19 protein-coding genes are annotated in these 20,272 nt (G+C 75.2%); 12 read left to right on the top strand and 7 right to left on the bottom strand.

All coding sequences use genetic code 11. The features are described from left to right. The 9 genes from infB to GSF02_RS05110 all read left to right on the top strand — a co-directional run. Positions 1–2,584, top strand: a 2,584-nt coding sequence (infB, locus tag GSF02_RS05150; RefSeq protein WP_159793395.1) for a translation initiation factor IF-2, incomplete at its 5' end; no start/stop codon positions are given. A 95-nt stretch (positions 2,585–2,679) separates the two neighbouring features. Continuing rightward, a complete protein-coding gene (rbfA, locus tag GSF02_RS05145; RefSeq protein WP_159793393.1) occupies positions 2,680–3,177 on the top strand; it encodes a 30S ribosome-binding factor RbfA in 498 nt (165 codons plus the stop codon). 13 nt (positions 3,178–3,190) lie between these two features. Next, a complete protein-coding gene (gene truB, locus GSF02_RS05140; RefSeq protein WP_159793391.1) occupies positions 3,191–4,156 on the top strand; it encodes a tRNA pseudouridine(55) synthase TruB in 966 nt (321 codons plus the stop codon). Positions 4,157–4,253: 97 nt separating this feature from the next. Then, positions 4,254–5,234 (top strand): bifunctional riboflavin kinase/FAD synthetase, encoded by a 981-nt coding sequence (locus tag GSF02_RS05135; RefSeq protein ID WP_159793389.1) that lies wholly within the window; start codon positions 4,254–4,256, stop codon positions 5,232–5,234. A gap of 124 nt (positions 5,235–5,358) precedes the next feature. After that, positions 5,359–5,628 (top strand): 30S ribosomal protein S15, encoded by a 270-nt coding sequence (gene rpsO / locus GSF02_RS05130; protein ID WP_159793387.1) that lies wholly within the window; start codon positions 5,359–5,361, stop codon positions 5,626–5,628. A gap of 225 nt (positions 5,629–5,853) precedes the next feature. Continuing rightward, positions 5,854–8,091 (top strand): polyribonucleotide nucleotidyltransferase, encoded by a 2,238-nt coding sequence (locus GSF02_RS05125; RefSeq protein WP_159793385.1) that lies wholly within the window; start codon positions 5,854–5,856, stop codon positions 8,089–8,091. A gap of 13 nt (positions 8,092–8,104) precedes the next feature. Beyond that, positions 8,105–9,442 carry a M16 family metallopeptidase gene (locus GSF02_RS05120; RefSeq protein ID WP_159793383.1) on the top strand — a complete coding sequence of 446 codons (1,338 nt, stop codon included), beginning with the start codon at positions 8,105–8,107 and terminating at the stop codon, positions 9,440–9,442. A 19-nt stretch (positions 9,443–9,461) separates the two neighbouring features. Further along, positions 9,462–10,259, top strand: coding sequence for a 4-hydroxy-tetrahydrodipicolinate reductase (dapB, locus tag GSF02_RS05115; protein WP_268892847.1), 798 nt, complete (start codon positions 9,462–9,464; stop codon positions 10,257–10,259). Further along, entirely contained in the window at positions 10,256–10,729 is a 474-nt protein-coding gene (locus GSF02_RS05110) for a tetratricopeptide repeat protein (RefSeq protein WP_159793381.1), read from the top strand. Before dapB ends, GSF02_RS05110 begins: the two co-directional genes overlap by 4 nt. Before the next feature lie 28 nt (positions 10,730–10,757). Here the strand turns inward: GSF02_RS05110 and GSF02_RS05105 are convergent, their stop codons facing one another. The 5 genes from GSF02_RS05105 to GSF02_RS05085 are packed head-to-tail and all read right to left on the bottom strand — an operon-like array spanning position 10,758 to position 15,319. Then, complete coding sequence (locus GSF02_RS05105) at positions 10,758–12,113, bottom strand: MFS transporter (RefSeq protein WP_159793379.1); 1,356 nt, start codon at positions 12,111–12,113, stop codon at positions 10,758–10,760. A gap of 60 nt (positions 12,114–12,173) precedes the next feature. Then, a complete protein-coding gene (locus GSF02_RS05100) occupies positions 12,174–12,704 on the bottom strand; it encodes a GNAT family N-acetyltransferase (RefSeq protein ID WP_159793377.1) in 531 nt (176 codons plus the stop codon). A gap of 28 nt (positions 12,705–12,732) precedes the next feature. Further along, on the bottom strand, positions 12,733–13,053 hold the full coding sequence (locus GSF02_RS05095) for an AzlD domain-containing protein (RefSeq protein WP_159793375.1): 321 nt from the start codon (positions 13,051–13,053) through the stop codon (positions 12,733–12,735). Continuing rightward, positions 13,050–13,787, bottom strand: a complete 738-nt coding sequence (locus GSF02_RS05090) for an AzlC family ABC transporter permease (RefSeq protein ID WP_159793373.1) — start codon at positions 13,785–13,787, stop codon at positions 13,050–13,052. Before GSF02_RS05090 ends, GSF02_RS05095 begins: the two co-directional genes overlap by 4 nt. A gap of 59 nt (positions 13,788–13,846) precedes the next feature. Further along, a complete protein-coding gene (locus tag GSF02_RS05085; RefSeq protein ID WP_159793354.1) occupies positions 13,847–15,319 on the bottom strand; it encodes an NAD-dependent succinate-semialdehyde dehydrogenase in 1,473 nt (490 codons plus the stop codon). A gap of 59 nt (positions 15,320–15,378) precedes the next feature. Between GSF02_RS05085 and dapA the strand changes: the two genes are divergently transcribed. Both dapA and GSF02_RS05075 read left to right on the top strand, forming a co-directional pair. Then, positions 15,379–16,299: a 4-hydroxy-tetrahydrodipicolinate synthase gene (gene dapA / locus GSF02_RS05080; protein ID WP_159793352.1), complete on the top strand. Its 921-nt coding sequence runs from the start codon at positions 15,379–15,381 to the stop codon at positions 16,297–16,299. A gap of 28 nt (positions 16,300–16,327) precedes the next feature. Then, positions 16,328–18,013 carry a ribonuclease J gene (locus GSF02_RS05075; protein WP_159793350.1) on the top strand — a complete coding sequence of 562 codons (1,686 nt, stop codon included), beginning with the start codon at positions 16,328–16,330 and terminating at the stop codon, positions 18,011–18,013. Between the two features lie 151 nt (positions 18,014–18,164). On the opposite strand, the gene GSF02_RS05070 is transcribed toward GSF02_RS05075, so the two are convergent. Then, complete coding sequence (locus GSF02_RS05070) at positions 18,165–18,749, bottom strand: TetR/AcrR family transcriptional regulator (protein WP_159793348.1); 585 nt, start codon at positions 18,747–18,749, stop codon at positions 18,165–18,167. Between the two features lie 112 nt (positions 18,750–18,861). Between GSF02_RS05070 and GSF02_RS05065 the strand changes: the two genes are divergently transcribed. After that, a complete protein-coding gene (locus tag GSF02_RS05065) occupies positions 18,862–19,272 on the top strand; it encodes a hypothetical protein (protein ID WP_159793346.1) in 411 nt (136 codons plus the stop codon). Positions 19,273–19,323: 51 nt separating this feature from the next. Here the strand turns inward: GSF02_RS05065 and GSF02_RS05060 are convergent, their stop codons facing one another. Next, entirely contained in the window at positions 19,324–20,250 is a 927-nt protein-coding gene (locus GSF02_RS05060) for an MBL fold metallo-hydrolase (RefSeq protein ID WP_159793344.1), read from the bottom strand. Positions 20,251–20,272: the final 22 nt, after the last annotated feature.

Raw genomic sequence — 20,272 nt, 5'->3', positions numbered from 1 at the left:
GGGTGCCTCGCGGCCCGCCGCCCCCAAGCCTGCCCCGCAGGCCCCCGCGCAGCCCGAGGCGCCCGCCGCCTCGGCCGCGCCCTCGCGCCCCGCGGCGCCCCGGCCGGGTGCCCCGACGCCCGGTCCGCGCCCGTCGCGTCCCGCCCCGGCGGACGGCGGTCGCCCCGGTGGCCGTGGTGACCGCGGCGAGCGCGGCGAGCGCTCCGGCCGCCAGGGTGGCGGCCAGCCGCGCCCGGGCAACAACCCGTTCGCCTCGAGCCAGGGGATGCCGCGTCCCGGCGCCCCGCGCCCGGGCAACAACCCGTTCGCGTCCAGCCAGGGCATGCCGCGCCCGGGCCAGCGCCCCGACCGGGGCGAGGCCCCGGCCGCGGCCTCCGGCGAGCGTCCCGGCGGTCCCCGTCCGGGCGGACCCCGTCCCGGCGGGCCGCGTCCTGCGGCGCCGCGTCCGGGCGGCCCGCGCCCGAACCCCGGCATGATGCCCACCCGTTCCTCCATGCCGCGTCCGGGCGAGCGCCCGGCCGGTGCCGGCGGCCGCGGCCGTCCCGGTGGCGGGGGCGGTGGCGGCGGCTTCGCCGGCCGTCCGGGTGGTGGCGGCGGCTTCGCCGGCCGTCCCGGCGGCGGCGGCCGCGGTGGCGCCGGTCGTGGCTCCACGCAGGGCGCCTTCGGGCGCGCCGGCGGTCGTCCGGTCCGCGGGCGCAAGTCGAAGCGTGCGAAGCGGCAGGAGTTCGAGCAGATGCAGGCGCCGTCGCTGGGCGGCGTCACCGTCCCGCGCGGCAACGGCGAGACCGTCGTGCGCCTGCGTCAGGGTGCGTCGCTCAACGACTTCGCCGACAAGATCGACGCGAACCCCGCGTCGCTCGTGACGGTGCTGTTCCACCTGGGCGAGATGGCCACGGCCACGCAGTCGCTCGACGAGGCGACGTTCGGCGTCCTCGGCGAGGAGCTCGGCTACAAGATCGAGATGGTCTCGGCCGAGGAGGAGGACCGCGAGCTGCTCGGGTCCTTCGACATCGACCTGGACGCCGAGCTCGAGGCGGAGTCCGACGAGGACCTCGCCCCGCGCCCGCCGGTCGTCACGGTCATGGGTCACGTCGACCACGGAAAGACGAAGCTCCTCGACGCCGTCCGGTCCACGGACGTCGTCGCGGGCGAGGCCGGCGGCATCACCCAGCACATCGGTGCCTACCAGGTGCGCACGGAGCACGAGGGCGTCGACCGGGCCATCACGTTCATCGACACCCCGGGTCACGAGGCGTTCACCGCCATGCGTGCCCGTGGTGCACAGGTGACGGACATCGCGATCCTCGTGGTCGCGGCGGACGACGGCGTGATGCCCCAGACGATCGAGGCGCTCAACCACGCCCAGGCGGCCAACGTGCCGATCGTGGTCGCGGTGAACAAGGTGGACAAGGAGGGGGCCAACCCCGCCAAGATCCGCCAGCAGCTCACCGAGTACAACCTGGTGGCCGAGGAGTACGGCGGCGACACCATGTTCGTCGACGTCTCCGCCAAGCAGCGGATGGGCATCGACGACCTGCTCTCGGCGGTGCTGCTCACCGCGGACGCCGCGCTCGACCTGCGCGCCAACCCGGACAAGGACGCGCGCGGTGTCGCGGTCGAGGCCAACCTCGACCGCGGCCGCGGTGCCGTGGCCACGGTGCTGGTCCAGTCGGGCACGCTGCACGTCGGCGACGCGATCGTCGCGGGCACGGCCCACGGCCGCGTCCGTGCGATGTTCGACGAGCACGGCAACGCGGTGACCGCCGCCGAGCCGGCCCGCCCGGTCCAGGTGCTGGGTCTGTCCTCGGTGCCGAGCGCCGGCGACACCTTCCTGGTCGCGCCGGACGAGCGCACCGCCCGTCAGATCGCCGAGAAGCGCGAGGCCGCCGAGCGTGCCGCCCTCCTGGCCAAGCGCCGCAAGCGCATCAGCCTCGAGGACTTCACCAAGGCGCTCGAGCAGGGCAAGGTCGAGACCCTCAACCTCGTCATCAAGGGCGACGTGTCCGGTGCCGTCGAGGCGCTCGAGGACTCGCTGCTCAAGATCGACGTGGGCGACGAGGTCCAGCTGCGGGTCATCCACCGCGGCGTCGGCGCCATCACGCAGAACGACGTGAACCTGGCCACGGTGGACAACGCCGTGATCATCGGCTTCAACGTGAAGTTCGGCGAGCGCGTCGAGGACCTGGCCGACCGCGAGGGCGTCGAGGTCAAGTTCTACTCGGTCATCTACCAGGCGATCGAGGACGTCGAGGCCGCGCTCAAGGGCATGCTCAAGCCGGAGTACGAGGAGGTCCAGCTCGGGACCGCGGAGATCCGTCAGGTCTTCCGCTCCTCGAAGTTCGGCAACATCGCCGGTTCGATCATCCGCTCGGGCACCATCCGACGGAACTCGAAGGCGCGCGTCCTGCGGAACGGCACGGTCATCGGGGACAACCTCACGATCGAGTCGCTGCGCCGCGAGAAGGACGACGTCACCGAGGTCCGCGAGGGCTTCGAGTGCGGTATCGGCCTCGGCGCGTACAACGACATCACCGAGGGCGACATCATCGAGACCTTCGAGATGCGCGAGAAGCCGCGCGTCTGACGCCGCCCTGACGCCCCGTGGCCCGGGTGCCCTGCCAGCGGCAGGGCGCCCGGGCCACGGGCGTCCACGACACATCCCCGGGAGGGAACCCACCCATGGCCGAGAACCCGCGCGCCCGCCGGCTGGCGGACCGCATCAAGGTGATCGTCGCGCAGCTGCTCGACACGCGGATCAAGGACCCGCGCCTCGGGTTCGTCACGATCACCGACGTGCGCGTGACCGGCGACCTGCAGAACGCGTCGATCTTCTACACCGTCTACGGCGACGACACGGAGCGGGCCGGCACCGCGGCGGCGCTCGAGAGCGCCAAGGGCCTGGTGCGCTCGGAGGTCGGCAAGCAGACCGGCGTGCGCCTCACCCCGGCGATCGAGTTCCACCTCGACGCCGTGCCCGAGACCGCCGCGCACCTCACGGCCGCGCTGGACGAGGCCCGCCGCCGCGACGCGGAGCTGGCCGCCCTGCGCGAGGGCAAGGCGTACGCGGGCGGGGAGGACCCCTACCGCAAGCCCGCCGAGCCCGGCGACGCGGACGCCGACGAGGACGACCTCGACCTCGAGGACGACCTCGGCGCCGACGACGACCGCCGCGCCTGAGGCCGGCGACGCCGTGCGCACCGACACGCCCGCCACGCCGCGACCGCCGCGCCGGCCCACCGCGCCGGACGGCCTGCTCGTCGTCGACAAGCCCGCCGGGTGGACCAGCCACGACGTCGTCGGGCGGGTCCGGCGGCTCGCCGGCACCCGGAAGGTGGGGCACGCCGGCACGCTCGACCCCATGGCGACCGGCGTGCTCGTCGTCGGCGTGGGCCGGGCCACGCGCCTGCTGACCTACGTCGTCGGGGCGGACAAGGCCTACGACGCCACCGTCCGCCTCGGCGTCGGCACCACCACGGACGACGCCGAGGGCGAGGCGACCGCGCGCCCCGGCGCCGCGGGGCTGACCGACGCGGCGATCGCCGCGGCCGTCGCCGATCTCACCGGGGACATCCACCAGGTGCCCACCGCCGTCTCGGCGATCAAGGTCGATGGCCGGCGCGCCTACGCGCGCGTCCGGGCGGGGGAGGAGGTCGAGCTCGCGGCCCGCCCCGTCACGGTGCGCCGCTTCGAGGTGCTCGCCGCGCGCGCCGGCGACGCCGACGGCGTCCCGGTGCTCGACCTGGATGTCGAGGTCGTCGTGTCGTCGGGCACGTACGTGCGCGCGCTGGCCCGCGACCTCGGCGCGGCGCTGGGCACGGCCGGGCACCTGACGGCGCTGCGCCGCACGCGCGTGGGCGGGCACACGCTCGCGGCGGCGCGCACGCTGGAGCAGCTCGAGGCCCAGGCGGACGCCGACGGCGTGCTCGCCACCCTCCCGCTCGCCGACGCCGCGCGCGCCACCTTCCCCGTGCGCGAGCTCTCCGCGGCCGAGGCCGTCGACCTCGGGTTCGGGCGGTGGGTGGCGCCCACCGGGGCGCCGGGCACCGTGGCTGCGATCTCGCCGGACGGCGAGCTCGTGGCCCTGCTCGAGGACGCCCGGCGCCGCGGGGAGGACCTGGCGCGACCGGTCCTGGTCCTGGCGCCGGCCGGCGGCTGAGCGCCGGGACCGCCCGCACCGGCCCGCCCCGCCGGGCGGGCTACCCTTGACGGTCGACAGCCGGCGCCCGGCCGGACGAGGACGAGGAGCGACGCGCGTGCAGGTGTGGCAGGACCTGGCCCAGGTCCCCGACGACCTCGGGTCGTCCGTCGTGACGATCGGCAACTTCGACGGCGTGCACCGCGGCCACCAGGCGGTGCTCGGCCGCGTCGTGCAGCTCGCCCGGGCCGACGGCCGGGCTGCCGTCGCCCTGACGTTCGACCCGCACCCGGCGCAGGTGCACCGCCCCGAGCAGGCGCCGGAGCTGCTCACCGGCCTCGACGACCGCCTGGAGCTGCTGGCCGCCACGGGCCTCGACGGGGTGCTCCTGGTCCGCTACACCCTGGACCTCGCGGCGCTCACGCCGGAGGAGTTCGTCACGCGCTACCTCGTCGAGGGGCTGCGGGCCCGCACCGTGGTGGTCGGCCACGACGTGCGCTTCGGCAAGGACAACTCCGGCACGCTCGCCACGATGGTCGAGCTCGGCGGCCGGCACGGCTTCGAGGTCGTCGCGGTCGACGATGTCGGCCGCCTCGAGCGGCCCGGCGAGGGCGCCGGCGACCGGGGGAGCGACCGCTGGTCGAGCTCCGCGGCCCGCGCCCTGCTCGCCGAGGGCGACGTCGAGGGGGCCGCCGCCGTGCTCGGCCGGGCCCACCGCGTCCGCGGCGTCGTCGTGCACGGCGACGCGCGGGGGCGCACGCTCGGCTTCCCCACGGCGAACCTCGGGGCGATCCGCGGCATGGTGCCGGCCGACGGCGTCTACGCCGGACGCCTGCTGCGCCCCTCGCTGCCCGCCGACCACCCGGACGCGGCGCTGCCGGCCGCTGTCTCCGTGGGCACCAACCCGACGTTCGACGGCGTGGAGCGCCGCGTCGAGGCGTACGTGCTCGACCGCACCGACCTCGACCTGTACGACGAGGAGGTCGTGCTCGAGCTGGTCGCCCACCTGCGGCCCACGCTGCGGTTCGACGGCGTCGACCCGCTCGTGGCGCAGATGCGCCAGGACGTGGCCCGGGCCCGGGCGATCCTCGGCGCGTGACCCGGCGCTCGTCCCGGCGGGCGCGTCGGCGCTGTTAGACTGCTGGGGCCGTCAGAACGGCCGCGGAACGAGAGCGCCCGGCGGAACAGCCCCGGAGCACCGCGCAACGACACCGAGGAGAGCCATGCCGCTCGACACTGCCACCAAGCAGCGCATCATGACCGAGTACGCGACGCACGAGGGCGACACGGGCTCGCCGGAGGTGCAGATCGCGCTCCTCTCGCAGCGCATCAAGGACCTGACCGAGCACCTCAAGACCCACAAGCACGACCACCACAGCCGCCGCGGGCTGCTGCTGCTGGTCGGCCAGCGCCGTCGTCTGCTGGGCTACCTGCAGAAGATCGACATCCAGCGCTACCGCTCGCTGATCGAGCGCCTCGGCCTTCGCCGCTGACACTCCCGATCCAGCCCGGTCCCTGCTGCAGGGGCCGGGCTGGTCTGGTGAGATAGTCCCGTATACCACCACCGCCGCGCCGGCGCTCGTCCGGTCCTCGGTAGTGGCTCCCCGAACCTCCGCGCGGCCTGCGCGCCGCCGCGGACAGGGCCGACGGCCCGGTGTCGGAGGGCCTCGATCGAAGACCGCCGAGGCCCGGCGCCCTCGCAGAACGGAGGGCACCCCATGGAGGGTCCCGAGATCCAGTTCGCCGAGGCCGTCATCGACAACGGCCGCTTCGGCACCCGCACCGTCCGCTTCGAGACGGGCCGCCTCGCCCGCCAGGCCGCCGGCTCCGTCGCCGCCTACCTGGACGGCGAGACCATGCTCCTGTCGGCCACCACGGCCGGCAAGCAGCCCAAGGACCAGTTCGACTTCTTCCCGCTGACGGTGGACGTCGAGGAGCGCATGTACGCCGCGGGCCGCATCCCCGGCTCGTTCTTCCGCCGCGAGGGCCGCCCCTCGACCGAGGCGATCCTGGCGTGCCGCCTGATCGACCGCCCGCTGCGCCCCCTGTTCGTCAAGGGCCTGCGCAACGAGGTCCAGGTCGTCGTGTCCGTCCTGGCCATCCACCCGGACGACGCCTACGACGTGCTGGCGATCAACGCCGCGTCGCTGTCCACGCAGATCTCCGGCCTGCCGTTCTCCGGCCCCGTCGCCGGCGTGCGCGTCGCCCTGATCGACGGCCAGTGGGTCGCGTTCCCGAAGTTCTCCGACAAGGAGCGCGCCGTCTTCGAGATGGTCGTCGCGGGCCGTGTCGTCGGCGACGACGTGGCCATCGCGATGATCGAGGCCGAGGCCACCGACGACGCGTGGAAGCTCATCAAGGAGGAGGGTGCCCAGGCTCCGACCGAGGAGGTCGTCGCCGAGGGCATCGAGGCCGCCAAGCCGTTCCTGCGCGCGCTGTGCGAGGCGCAGGCCGCGCTCGCCGAGCAGGCCGCCAAGGACGTCCAGGAGTTCCCGCTCTTCCCGGACTACCAGGACGACGCCTACGCCGCCGTCGAGGCCGCCGTGTCGGCCCCGGCCGCCGAGGCCCTGGCCATCGGCGACAAGCAGGCCCGCGAGAGCCGGCTCGACGAGATCAAGGCCGGCCTGCTGGCCGACCTCGGCCCGCAGTTCGAGGGCCGCGAGAAGGAGCTGTCCGCCGCCTTCCGCTCGCTGCAGAAGAAGCTCGTGCGCCAGCGCGTGCTCACCGAGGGCGTGCGCATCGACGGCCGCGGCCTGCGCGACATCCGCACCCTCTCGGCCGAGGTCGAGGTCATCCCGCGCGTGCACGGCTCGGCGCTGTTCGAGCGCGGCGAGACCCAGATCCTGGGCGTCACCACGCTGAACATGCTGCGCATGGAGCAGCAGATCGACTCGCTCGGGCCGGTCACGCGCAAGCGCTACATGCACAACTACAACTTCCCGCCGTTCTCCACGGGCGAGACGGGCCGCGTCGGCTCGCCGAAGCGCCGCGAGATCGGCCACGGCGCCCTCGCCGAGCGCGCCCTCGTGCCGGTGCTGCCGAGCCGCGAGGAGTTCCCCTACGCGATCCGCCAGGTGTCCGAGGCCCTCGGCTCCAACGGCTCGACGTCGATGGGCTCCGTGTGCGCCTCGACGCTGTCGCTGCTCAACGCCGGCGTGCCGCTCAAGGCGCCGGTCGCGGGCATCGCGATGGGCCTCATCTCCGACACCGTCGACGGCGAGACCCGCTACGCGGCGCTCACCGACATCCTCGGTGCGGAGGACGCCTTCGGCGACATGGACTTCAAGGTCGCCGGCACGCGCGAGTTCGTCACCGCCATCCAGCTCGACACCAAGCTCGACGGCATCCCCGCCTCGGTCCTGGCCGGCGCGCTGACCCAGGCCCGTGACGCCCGCCTGACGATCCTCGACGTCATCGCCGAGGCCATCGACACGCCGGACGAGATGTCCCCGAACGCCCCGCGCGTCATCTCCGTGAAGGTGCCGGTCGACAAGATCGGCGAGGTCATCGGGCCCAAGGGCAAGATGATCAACCAGATCCAGGAGGAGACGGGCGCCGACATCACGATCGAGGACGACGGCACCGTCTACATCGGCGCCGTCGACGGCCCGTCGGCCGAGGCCGCGCGCGCCGCGATCAACGCGATCGCGAACCCGCACGTGCCGGAGGTCGGCGAGCGCTTCGTCGGCACCGTCGTCAAGACGACGTCGTTCGGCGCGTTCGTCTCCCTCGCCCCGGGCAAGGACGGTCTGCTGCACATCAGCCAGATCCGCAAGCTCGTGGGCGGCAAGCGCGTCGAGAACGTCGACGACGTGCTGTCCGTGGGCCAGAAGGTCCAGGTGGAGATCGGCGAGATCGACCCGCGCGGCAAGCTCTCGCTCGTCGCCGTGACCGAGGACGACGCGAAGGACGCCGACGCGGCCGACGCGATCGCCACCGAGCCGGCCGACGCCTGAGGCTGATCACCACATGACCTGGCACCTCCCGCTCGTCCCCGCGGGCGAGCCCGGTGCCGAGCTGACCGCCGGGCAGGACGGCGCGACGATCCGTCGCTCCGTCCTGCCCGGCGGCGTCCGCGTGCTCAGCGAGCACATGCCGGGCCTGCGCTCGGCGACCGTGGGCGCCTGGGTCGGCGTCGGCTCCCGGGACGAGACCGACGGGCACCACGGCTCGACGCACTTCCTCGAGCACCTGCTGTTCAAGGGCACCCGGCGGCGCACCGCGATGGACATCGCCGAGGCCTTCGACGCCGTCGGCGGCGAGGCCAACGCGGCCACCGGCAAGGAGCACACGTGCTACTACGCGCGCGTGCTCGACTCCGACCTGCCCATGGCCGTCGACGTCATCGCCGACATGGTGACCTCCGCGCGCCTCGACGCGACCGAGCTCGAGACCGAGCGCGGCGTCATCCTCGAGGAGCTCGCCATGACCGACGACGACCCGGCGGACGTGGTCCACGAGGAGTTCGCGGCCGCCGTGCTCGGCACCCACCCCCTCGGGCGGCCCATCGGCGGCACGCCCGAGACGATCAAGGCAGTGCCGCGCGACGCCGTCTGGGAGCACTACCGCTGGCACTACCGGCCCGAGACCCTCGTGGTCGCCGCGGCCGGCGGCGTCGACCACGACGCCCTGGTCGAGCAGGTGACCGGCGCCCTGCGCGCCGGCGGCTGGGACCTGTCCGGGGCGGTCGTCCCGCGCGAGCGGCGTCCCGAGGTCGTCGCCGACGACGAGGCCGCCGCGATCCCCGCCGAGGGCGTCGAGCTCACCGTGCGCCGCCAGGTGGAGCAGGCGAACGTCATCGTCGGCTCCACGGGCCTGTCGGTCACCGACGAGCGGCGCTTCACGCTCAGCGTCCTGAGCGCCGCGCTGGGCGGCGGCATGAGCTCGCGCCTGTTCCAGGAGATCCGCGAGCGGCGCGGCCTGGCCTACTCCACCTACTCGTTCGCGTCCGGCCACGGCGGGGTGGGCACCTTCGGCCTCTACGCCGGGTGCGCGCCCGCCAAGGTCGACGTCGTCACCGAGCTGCTGCACGCCGAGCTGGACCGGCTCGCCGACGGCGGCATCACCGACGCCGAGCTCGAGCGCTCGGTGGGACAGCTGCAGGGCGGCCTCGTGCTCGGGCTCGAGGACTCCGGCTCGCGCATGTCCCGCCTCGGCAAGGCCGAGCTCGTCTTCGGCGAGCTGCTCAGCCTCGCCGAGTCGCTCGAGCGCATCCGCGCCGTCACCGTCGAGGACGTCCGCGAGCTCGCCGCCGAGCTGGCCGCGCGCCCGCGGTCGGTGGTGCGCGTGGGCCCGTTCGGCGACTGACCACCACCCAGGAGGACACGTGACCGAGCCGATCTCCCCGGGCGCCGCCCCGATCCGCGTCGCCGTGCTCGGCGCCGCCGGGCGCATGGGCGCCACCACCTGCGCGGCGATCGAGGCCGCGGGCGACCTGGAGCTCGTCGCGCGCGTGACGCGGGACGACGACGTCGCCGCCGCGGTGCGCGAGGCCGGCGCGCAGGTAGCCGTCGACTTCACCGTGCCGGGCGCCACCGAGGCCAACGTGCACGCGCTGCTCGACGCCGGCGTGCACGCCGTCGTCGGGGCCACGGGGTGGACCGACGCCTCGCGCGGCCGCGTGAGCGAGCACCTGGCGCGCGCGAACGCCGACCGGCCCGACGACGCCGGGCTGGGCGTCGTCATCGCGCCGAACTTCGGCCTGTCGGCGGTGCTCGCGATGCGGTTCGCGGCGCAGGCGGCGAAGTACTTCGAGTCCGCCGAGATCGTCGAGCTGCACCACCCCGACAAGGTCGACGCGCCGTCCGGGACGGCCCGGCACACCGCGGCCGCGATCGCCGCCGCGCGTGCCGAGGCCGGCCTCGGGCCCATGCCCGACGCGACGGCGGCCGGGCACGAGGCGCGCGGCGCCGACGTCGACGGCGTGCGCGTGCACGCCGTGCGCCTGCGGGGCCTGGTGGCGCACGAGGAGGTGCTGCTCGGCAACCCCGGCGAGCAGCTGGTGATCCGGCAGGACTCGTTCGACCGCGTGTCGTTCATGCCGGGCGTGCTGCTGGCCGTGCGGTCGGTGGTCTCCCGGCCGGGGCTCACGGTGGGCCTCGAGCACCTGCTGGACCTGGGATGAGCGCCCCCCAGACGGGCGCCCGCGGGCGCCGGCGGGTCCCCGCCGGCCTCGTCGGCGCCGTCCTGGTCACCCTGCTGCTCGCCCTGTACGTGTGGCAGGTGGCGGGTCGGGGGGTCGCGATGGTCGCCACCGGCCGGCCGGTCCTCGTGGCCATCGGCCTGGCCGTCCTGGTCATCCCGCTGCTCGTGCTCGGCCTCATCGCCGCCGAGTACCGGCTCGCCACGCGGGTCCAGCGGATGGCGGACACCCTGGCGGCCGACGGGCAGCTGCCGGTCGACGACCTGCCGCGCTCGCCGGGCGGCCGCATCGACCGCGCAGCCGCCGACGCGGCCTTCGGCCCCTACCGCGAGGCGGTGGAGCGCGAGCCGGAGAGCTGGCGGGCGTGGTACCGGCTGGCCTTCGCCTACGACGCCGCGGGGGACCGCCGGCGCGCCCGCGCGGCCCTGCGCAAGGCGTCGAGCCTGTTCTGAGGCGGGCCGCCGGGCAGCGAGGCCCCGCTCAGGCAGGATCGGCGGCGCCGCGCGCCGTCGAGGCCTGCGCGGCCGACCCCTGCACCGCTTCACCGGCGTCGAGCACCGCCGCGACCTCGGTCGCACCGCCGTGCGTCGGCACCCACGTGCGCCACGTGAGCACGACCCCGACGGCGAGCAGCGCCGTCGTGAGCCAGAACGGGTAGGTGCGGTCGATGCCCGAGAGTACGCCGGAGATCCAGCCGAAGGGCGCGGCGGCCAGCATGACGACGGTGCGCTGCAGCGCCATGAGGCGCGAGCGCTCCGCCGGGTCCACGTGCAGCGCCACCAGCGACTCCGAGAGCATGAACATCATGCCGCCGCCGAACGCGTCCAGGAGCAGGCAGACGCCCAGGAACGCGTACGTGCCCGCGGTGGCCGACCCCTCGGCCGCCGGGATCACCGCCAGCAGGAGCTGGCCCAGCAGGTAGACGCCGAAACCCCACAGGGTGGGCCGCTTGAGGTCCACCGCCGTCGTCAGGCGAGGGATGAGGGTGAAGAACAGCAGCACCGAGAGCAGCGAGCGGATCATGGGGAAGACCGGCAGCACGGCGTCGGGCACGTGCAGGCGCTGGCTGACCAACAGCTGCCAGAACGTGCCGTTGACCAGCGTCACCGCCGCCACGAGCGCCATGATGCCGAGCGAGAGCAACGAGCCGCGCGAGCGCAGGAGCATGCCGGCCACGCCCCGGTAGCCGGACAGCAGCGACCACAGGCTGTGGCCTCGGGTGGCAGCGATGCGCAAGGCGCCCTGCCGGGTCTCGTGCGACCAGGCGTACAGCCAGACGACCTTCGTGGCCATGACCACCGCGGCGTTGACGAACAGGATGCGCACCGCCACCTCGAGGCCGAGCTGCGCGACGAGCACCGCGGCGATGGGGGCGAAGAGCGCCGAGCAGTCTCCGGCCACCTTGACCAGCGAGTAGATCCGGGTGAGCTGGCCCCGCTCGGCGTCCTCGACCATCAGGGCGTCCCAGGAGTTCTGCGTCACCTGCAGGGCGCCGTTGACCACGGACGCGGCCAGGAAGAACCAGAAGTCCTGCGCGAGCGACCACAGCACACAGGGGATCACCCAGGCGACCACGTCGAACCACGCGGTGGTCGGCCGGCGCCCGAGGCGGTCGGTGATGATCCCGCCGGCGAGGCCGAATCCCACCTGGGCGACCATGCCCACGGTGGCGATCAGACCGATCTGGGCGTCGTGCACGCCGAGGGTCAGCATGTACACCGACAGGTAGGGCAGCACCAGGGCCATCGACAGGCCCCAGAGCGGCTCGGTCCACACGCAGGCGCGCGGGTTGCCGCGCAGGTGCACGAGGGTCTGCCAGAGCGATTCGTGGGCCACCGGCCAAGTCAAGCAGAGCGGTGGCCTCGTCCGCCGCGACGCGGCCTCAGAGACGCGGCATCAGAGCAGGGCGGACCATCGGCGCTCGACGACGCTGCGCACGCCGTCCTCGTCCATGCCGACGGCCAGGGCGCGCTCCGCGCCGTCAGGGCCGAGCCCGGCCTCGCCCAGGAAGCGCTCGCGGCCGTCGTCGCCCTCCAGCACCCAGGTGACCATGTCGTCCGCGCCGTCGGCGCGCAGCCGGTCCACGGCGGCGGCCAGCAGGCGCGACCCGTGCCCGCCCCGGCGGTGCTCGGGGTCGACCTCCAGGACCAGCAGGGTCCCGGGGGCGACCGCGGCGAAGCCGACGACCGCAGGCCCGGCCAGCGCCACCAGGACCGCGAACCCGGGGCCCGGGGGAGCGGTGATGGCGTCCCGCCAGCGCCGGCGCACGGCGTCGGGGTCCACGAGGTCCACGACGGCGTCACCCAGCGCGCGGGCCCCTCGCCAGGCCGCGAGCTGCACGCGCGTGACGGCGTCCTCGTCGCCGGGGACGGCGGGGCGCACGGAGACGTCGGCGCTCGCACCGTCGGAGGAGCTGAACAGGGCCACGCCGCCAACCTAGCGCCGACCGGCCGGCCTAGCCCCAGCCGAGCGCCCGCAGGCCCGCCGCCGTCGCGGCGGCCAGCACCACGACGAGCACGAACGGAGCCCGCAGCGCCAGCGCCACCGCCGCCACGGCGAGCGCCGGGAGCCGCGCGTCGACCGTCAGGCCCTGCCCGTCGCCCACCGTCTGGGTGACGACCAGCGACGCGAGCAGCGCGACGGTCACCAGCGAGCTGAGTCGTGCGACCCGCGGGTCGGCGAGCCAGTGCTCCGGCACCAGGTGCCCGGCGATCTTCAGCGCCAGGCACGCCAAGGACGCCAGCACCACCGTTCCCCACAGGACGCCCGTCGTCATGCCTCCCCCTCTCGCGTCAGCACCTGCCGCACACGCGTCGCCTCACCGGGACCGGCGCGCCGCCCGGCCCACAGCCCGACGACGATCGCGGAGGCCGCCGCGGCCAGCACCGGCACCCCCGGCGGGACCACGGGGATCAGCGCGGCCGAGACGACGACGGCCACCGCTGCGGCCACCTGCGCCGTGCGGGGCGCCAGGCGCGGCCACACCAGGCCGAGGAACGCGGCCGCGGCCGCGGCGTCGAGTCCCCAGCGGCGGGGGTCGCCGAGCGCGTCCCCGGCCAGGGCGCCCGCGAGCGTGAACAGGTTCCACAGGACGAAGACGCCGATGCCGGTCGTCCAGAACCCCACCCGGGCGGCCTGCCGGTCGGGCTGGGCGACGCCGACTGCCGTCGACTCGTCGATGGTCACGTGGGCGGCCGCGAGGCGCAGGGGCCCGCGCGCGCCCAGCAGCGGCGAGACCACCGTCCCGTACAGCGTGTTGCGCGCCCCGAGCAGCGCCGACGTCGCCACGGCGGCCAGCGGGGAGCCGCCGGCCGCGACCACGCCGACGAGCGCGAACTGCGAGCCGCCGGAGAACATCAGCAGGCTCAGCACCATGGTGGGAAGCACGCCGATGCCCGCCGCGACGGACAGCGCGCCGAACGAGACGCCGTACAGGCCGGTGGCCACCGCGACCGAGACACCCTGGCGGGTCGCCGCCCGGACGGCCGGGGAGGGGGTGGTGCGGGTCATCCGGCCACTGCACCACAGCCCGAGGCCGCGGCGCACGCACGTCTCAGCGGGCCGGCCCCTCACAGGGCCACGTACACCGTCTCCAGGTACTCCTCGAGCCCGGCCTCCCCGCCCTCGCGGCCCAGGCCGGACTGCTTGAGCCCGCCGAACGGCGCGCTGGCGTCGGACACCATGCCGCGGTTGATCCCGATCATCCCGGCCTCGAGCTCCTCCGAGAGCCGCACGGCGCGGTCCAGCGACGTCGTGTAGGCGTAGGCCGCCAGGCCGTACTCGGTGCCGTTGGCCAGCTCGATCGCCTCGTCGTCGTCGCCGAACGCGACGACCGGCGCCACCGGCCCGAAGATCTCCTCGGTGACGACGCGGGCGTCCCGGTCGACGCCGGACAGCACGGTGGGCCGGTAGAAGTAGCCCTTGCGGCCGGGTCGCTCGCCGCCGGTGAGCACCTGGGCGCCGTGGTCGGCGGCGTCGGCGACGAGCTCGTCGACCTTGTCGACGGCCTTCGGCTCGATCAGCGGCCCGAGGTCGACGCCGTCCTCGGCCCCGTGGCCGAGGCGCAGCGCCGCGAAGCGGTCGGCCAGGCGGTGGGCGAACGCGCGGGCCAGGGACTCGTGGACCACGAACCGGTTGGCCGCGACGCAGGACTGGCCGGCGTTGCGCAGCTTGGCCACCATCGCGCCCTCGACCGCCGCGTCCAGGTCGGCGTCCGCCATGACCACGAACGGCGCGTTGCCACCGAGCTCCATGGAGGCCTTGAGCACCTGGCCGGCCGCCTGCTCCAGCAGGGTGCGCCCCACGGCGGTCGAGCCGGTGAACGAGACCTTGCGCAGCCGCGGGTCGGCCAGCAGGGGAGAGGTCACGTCGGCCGCCCGGGCGGTCGGCACCACGTTGACGACGCCGGCGGGCAGCCCGCGGTCCTCGAGCTCGGAGCGGATCACCTCGGCCACGAGCATCGTGGTCATCGGCGTCAGGTGCGCCGGCTTGATCACCACCGGGCAGCCCGCCGCGAGCGCGGGGCCGATCTTGCGCGTGGCCATCGCGATCGGGAAGTTCCAGGGCGTGATGAGCAGCGCGGGGCCGACCGGTCGGCGGTGCACGAGCTGCCGGTTGCCGCCGGCGGGCGCCGTGCGCGCCAGACCGTCGAAGCGGACCGCCTGCTCGGCGTACCAGCGCAGGAAGTCGGCGCCGTAGAGCACCTCGGCGCGGGCCTCCGCCCGGGTCTTGCCGCACTCGGCGGTGATCAGCGCCGCGACGTCGTCGGCGCGGGCCACGAGCCGCTCGTAGACGGCGCGCAGCAGCTCGGAGCGCTCGCGCGGCGCGGTGGCGCGCCAGGCGGGCGCGGCCTGCGCCGCCGCGGCCAGCGCGCGGCGGCCGTCCTCGGGCGTGGCGTCGGCGACGTCGAACAGCACCTCCTCGGTGGCCGGGTCGACCACCTCGAACGTGCGGCCTCCCGTGGCCGGGCCCCAGTGGCCGTCCACGAGCATCCCGGTCGGCAGGTGGGACACGAGGGCGGGGGAGAGCGTCGTCGCAGTCATGGTCCGAGCATGCCCCGCGTCCTGCACGCTCGAAAGCCCGCAGCCGGTACGGTGGTGCCATGGCACTCCCCTCCACCCCGGCTCGTCCGTTCGGCGCGGTCCTCACCGCGATGATCACCCCGATGACGGCGGACGGCGAGGTGGACCTGGCGGCGGCGCAGCGCCTGGCCACGTGGCTCGTGGACCACGGCAACGACGGCCTGGTGCTGAACGGCACGACGGGCGAGGCGCCCACCACGCACGCGCCGGAGAAGGCAGCGCTGGTGCGCGCCGTCGTCGAGGCGGTGGGCGACCGCGCCGCGGTCCTGGCCGGCGCGGGCTCCAACGACACCGCGCACGCCGCCCGCATGGCCGAGCAGGCCGCAGAGGCCGGCGCCGACGGGCTGCTCGTCGTGGCGCCCTACTACTCCCGGCCCTCGCAGGAGGGCCTGGCCCGGCACGTGGAGACCGTCGCGGACGCCGCCGGCCTGCCGGTGATGCTCTACGACGTGCCCGGCCGCACCGGCGTGCGGATCGCGCCCGACACCTACGAGCGCCTGGCCCGCCACCCGCGGATCGTGGCGACCAAGGACGCCACCGGGGACGTCGCCGCGGCCGCGGGCCTCGCCGCCCGCACGGGCCTGGCCTGGTACTCGGGCGACGACGCGCTGCTGCTGCCGTTCCTCGCCCACGGCGGCGCCGGGGTCGTGTCCGTGGCCGCGCACGCGGTCCCGGACGCCTTCGCCCAGGCCGTCGCCGCCTGGGACGCGGGCGACCACGCCCGCGCCCTCGAGATCTTCCGCACCACCCTGCCCGCGATCGCCGCCCTCAACGGCGCCGGCTTCCAGGCCGTCATGGCCAAGGCCGCCGCCGAGGCCCTCGGCGTCGTCCCGGGCCGCGCGGTGCGCCTGCCGCTCGTCGCGGCGTCCGACGACGAGGCCGCCGCCGTGCGCGCGGGCCTCGTCGCCGCCGGTGTCCTCGCGGGCACCCCCACCCACTGACCCTGTACCCCCTGGCCATGGAGACCGTGTGAGCCACCCCCACCCTGAGCTGACCCTGCCCCCCGCGCTGCCCGCCGGAGGGCTGCGGATCGTCGCCCTCGGCGGCCTCGGCGAGGTCGGCCGCAACATGGCCGTCCTCGAGCACGAGGGCCGTCTGCTCGTCATCGACTGCGGCGTGCTGTTCCCGGAGGAGCACCAGCCCGGCGTCGACCTGATCCTGCCGGACTTCGAGTACATCAAGGACCGCCTCGACGACATCGAGGCGATCGTGCTCACGCACGGGCACGAGGACCACATCGGCGCGGTCCCGTACCTGCTGCGCCTGCGCCGCGACATCCCGCTGGTGGGCTCGCAGCTGACGCTCGCGTTCGTCGAGGCCAAGCTCAAGGAGCACCGCATCACCCCGGTCACCCTGGCGGTGAAGGAGGGGCAGGTCGAGCGGCTCGGCGTCTTCGAGTGCGAGTTCGTCGCCGTCAACCACTCCATCCCGGACGCGCTCGCGGTCGCCGTGACCACCAAGGCCGGCACGGTGCTGCACACCGGCGACTTCAAGATGGACCAGCTGCCGCTGGACGGCCGCATCACCGACCTGCGCGCCTTCGCGCGGCTGGGCGAGAAGGGCGTCGACCTGTTCATGGTCGACTCCACCAACGCCGAGGTGCCGGGCTTCGTCACGCCGGAGGTCGAGATCGGCCCGGTGCTGGACAACGTCTTCGCCCAGGCGGACAAGCGCATCATCGTCGCGTCGTTCTCCTCGCACGTGCACCGCGTGCAGCAGGTGCTCAACGCCGCGCACAACCACGGCCGCAAGGTCGCGCTGGTCGGGCGCTCGATGGTCCGCAACATGGCGATCGCCGCCGAGCTCGGCTATCTCAAGGTGCCGGACGGCGTGCTCGTCGACCTCAAGCGCGCCCAGGACCTGCCGGACGACCGGATCGTGTACATGTCGACCGGCTCGCAGGGCGAGCCGATGGCGGCGCTGTCGCGCATGGCGAACGGCGACCACCAGGTGCGCGTCGGCGCCGGCGACACGGTGATCCTGGCGTCGTCGCTGATCCCGGGCAACGAGAACTCCGTGTTCCGCGTCATCAACGGGCTGACCCGCCTGGGCGCGCGCGTCGTGCACTCGGGCAACGCCAAGGTGCACGTCTCCGGTCACGCCAGCGCCGGCGAGCTGCTGTACTGCTACAACGTGCTCAAGCCGCGCAACGTCATGCCCGTGCACGGCGAGGTGCGCCACCTCGTCGCCAACGGGGCGCTCGCGGTGCGCACCGGCGTGCCGGCCGACCGCGTCGTGCTCGCCGAGGACGGCGTCGTCGTCGACCTCGTGGACGGCAAGGCGTCCGTCGTCGGTGCCGTCCCGTGCGGGTACGTGTACGTCGACGGCTCGTCGGTCGGCGAGATCACCGACGCCGAGCTCAAGGACCGGCGCGTGCTCGGCGAGGAGGGCTTCGTCTCCGTCTTCGCCGTGGTCGACTCGGCCACCGGCAAGGTCCTGGCGGGCCCGCAGATCCTGGCCCGCGGCATGGCCGAGGACGACGCCGTCTTCGAGCAGGTGCTGCCCGACGTCGTCAAGGCGCTCGAGGACGCGATCGCCGGCGGCGCGACGGACACCTACCAGCTGCAGCAGGTCATGCGCCGGGTCATCGGCCAGTGGGTCAACCGCCGGCTGCGGCGCCGCCCGATGATCGTCCCCGTCGTCGTGGAGGCCTGACCCGGAGCGCAGCGACGGTGGGGGCGGAGCGAAGCGAGGCACCCGCCGGGCGCGGAGCGCAGGGGCGGGCCGACCGGGAACACCGGGCCTGACCCGGAGCGCAGCGACGGTGGGGGGCCGAGCGCGGTCTCCCCAGCAGGGCCCGCCCTCCTCAGCCGAGGAGGGCGGGCCCCGCCGCTTCCAGGGCGGCGCGGTAGCGGGCGGCCCGCGCGGCGTCGTTGCCGGGTGCCAGCCCCGCCAGGTCGAGGCTGACCAGGCCGTGCACCAGGCCCCACAGCGCGAGCGCGGCGTCCTGCGCCCGCGCGGCCGGCGCGTCCGGCCCCAGGGTGCGCGCGACGGCGTCGCGCAGCACGCCGAAGGTGGCGTGCTCGGTCGAGGGCCCGTGGCGGCCCGCGGGCGCCACGGCGCGCTCGAACATCACGCGGTAGAAGTGCGGTGCGGCCAGCGCGCTGTCGCGGTAGGCGAGGCCGAGCGCCAGCAGGTCGGCTCCGGGGTCGGCCGTGCGGGGGACGGCGGCGAGCCGCTGCCCGAAGCGCCGGAAGCCCTCGGCGCTCACCTCGGCGACGAGCGCCTCCCGGGACCCGAACAGCGCGTACACCGCCGACGCGCTCGTGCCGGCGGCGGCGGCCACGCCGCGCACGGTCACGGCGCCCTCGCCCTCGGCCGCGATGACCTCGGAGGTCACCTCCAGCAGCCGGGTCCGCAGGGCGTCGTCGTGCACGCGGGGTCGAGCCATGCGAGCAGCCTAGACGCTTGACGCGGGTTCTGTGACGGTGTTCTATAACACTGTTACGAAACGTCGTGAGGCGAGCTGCCGACGCGAGGCGTCGAGGGAGAGGGGACCTGCCGTGCTGGAGCTGACCGAGGCTGCCCGCGTCACCGCGGGGATCGTGTTGCTGACCGTGGTGACCATCGAGTCCGGCGGCGCGTTCCTGCTGCGCGTGGCCGCGGGCGGCGTGCCCACCACCGAGTTCCAGAAGTCGTTCTACCGCGCCGGGCACGCCCACGCGGGCGTGCTGGTCACCCTGGGCCTGGTGTGCGTGCTGCTCGCCGAGGCCACCGACCTGGGCGGCTTCGCCCGCTGGCTCGCCGCGACCGGCGTCCTGGTGGGCGCCATCCTGCTGCCGGCGGGGTTCTTCTTCTCCGCCATGGGCCGCGGGCGCACGCGGCCCGGCCGCGCCGCGGTGCTGTTCCCGCTGGGCGGCCTGGCGATCGCCGCCGGCGTCGTCACGCTCGGCGTCGGTCTGCTGCGCGGCTGACCGGCCGCCCGGGGGGACCGGCCGCGCGCCGGCGCCCGCCCGGGCGGCGGCTCAGCCTGCGCGGCGCTCGCGCAGGTGCCGCACCTGCCGGGCGTGCTCGGCGGCGACCCAGGGATCCGCCAGCCGCGGGTCCGCGGCGGCGGGCCCGCCGGCCGCCTCGCGCTCGAGGGCGTCGAGGTAGGCCCGGTCGGCCGCAACCAGGTCGGCGAGGGCCGCGCGGCCGCGCACCAGCGGCCCGTGGCCGGGCACGACGAGCGCGACGCCGTGTGCCGCGGCGAAGGCCTCGAGCCGGTCCAGCGCGGCGCGGTAGTCGCCCACCGGGTCCGCCGGCGCCGGGCGGGCCTCGCCGTCGTGGCCCACGTCGAGCAGCGGCACCTCGCGCGGCGACAGCATGTCGCCGGCCAGCAGCACCCCGCGCACCGCGAGCGCGAGGTGGCCGGGGGCGTGCGCGTCGTGGACGAGCACGGCGCAGCCGGCGGGCGCGGGGACGGGCAGCTCCCGAGCGCCGGAGGGCAGCGGCGTGAGGACCCCGAACACCGCCTCGTCGAGAGCGGGGTCGACGTCGGCGGCGTCGCCCCAGGCCCGTCGCCGGTCGGCCGCGAGCGTGGCGACGGCCCTCGGCGCGGCGAGGCGGGGCGCAGGGCCGAGGCCGGTGTGCCACAGCGCGTGGTCCCAGTGTGGGTGGGTGCTCGCGCCGGCGACGACGCGCCAGCCGCGCGCAGCCACTTCCGCGGCCAGGCCGGCGAGCTCGGCCGCGGTGACCCCCGGGTCCACGACCAGCGCGTCCCCGGCCCCGGGGCATTGCGAGCCCGTGGTGGTCACGACGACGGTGTTCGAGGCCAACACCTGCGACGTCGCGACGTGGACCCCCGGCGCCACCGCCACGAGCGGCCGCGCCCCGGGCGTCGCGGGGGCGGGTGCGGTGGAGCCGGCGCCGGCGCCGGCGGGGGTGGCGGCAGGGTCCTCGGGAACGGGCACGCGACGATCGTGCCACTGTCGG

It is taken from the genome of Puerhibacterium puerhi (assembly GCF_009846865.1).
Classification (GTDB): domain Bacteria; phylum Actinomycetota; class Actinomycetes; order Actinomycetales; family Cellulomonadaceae; genus Puerhibacterium; species Puerhibacterium puerhi.
This window is presented reverse-complemented; position numbering and strand designations above follow the sequence as displayed.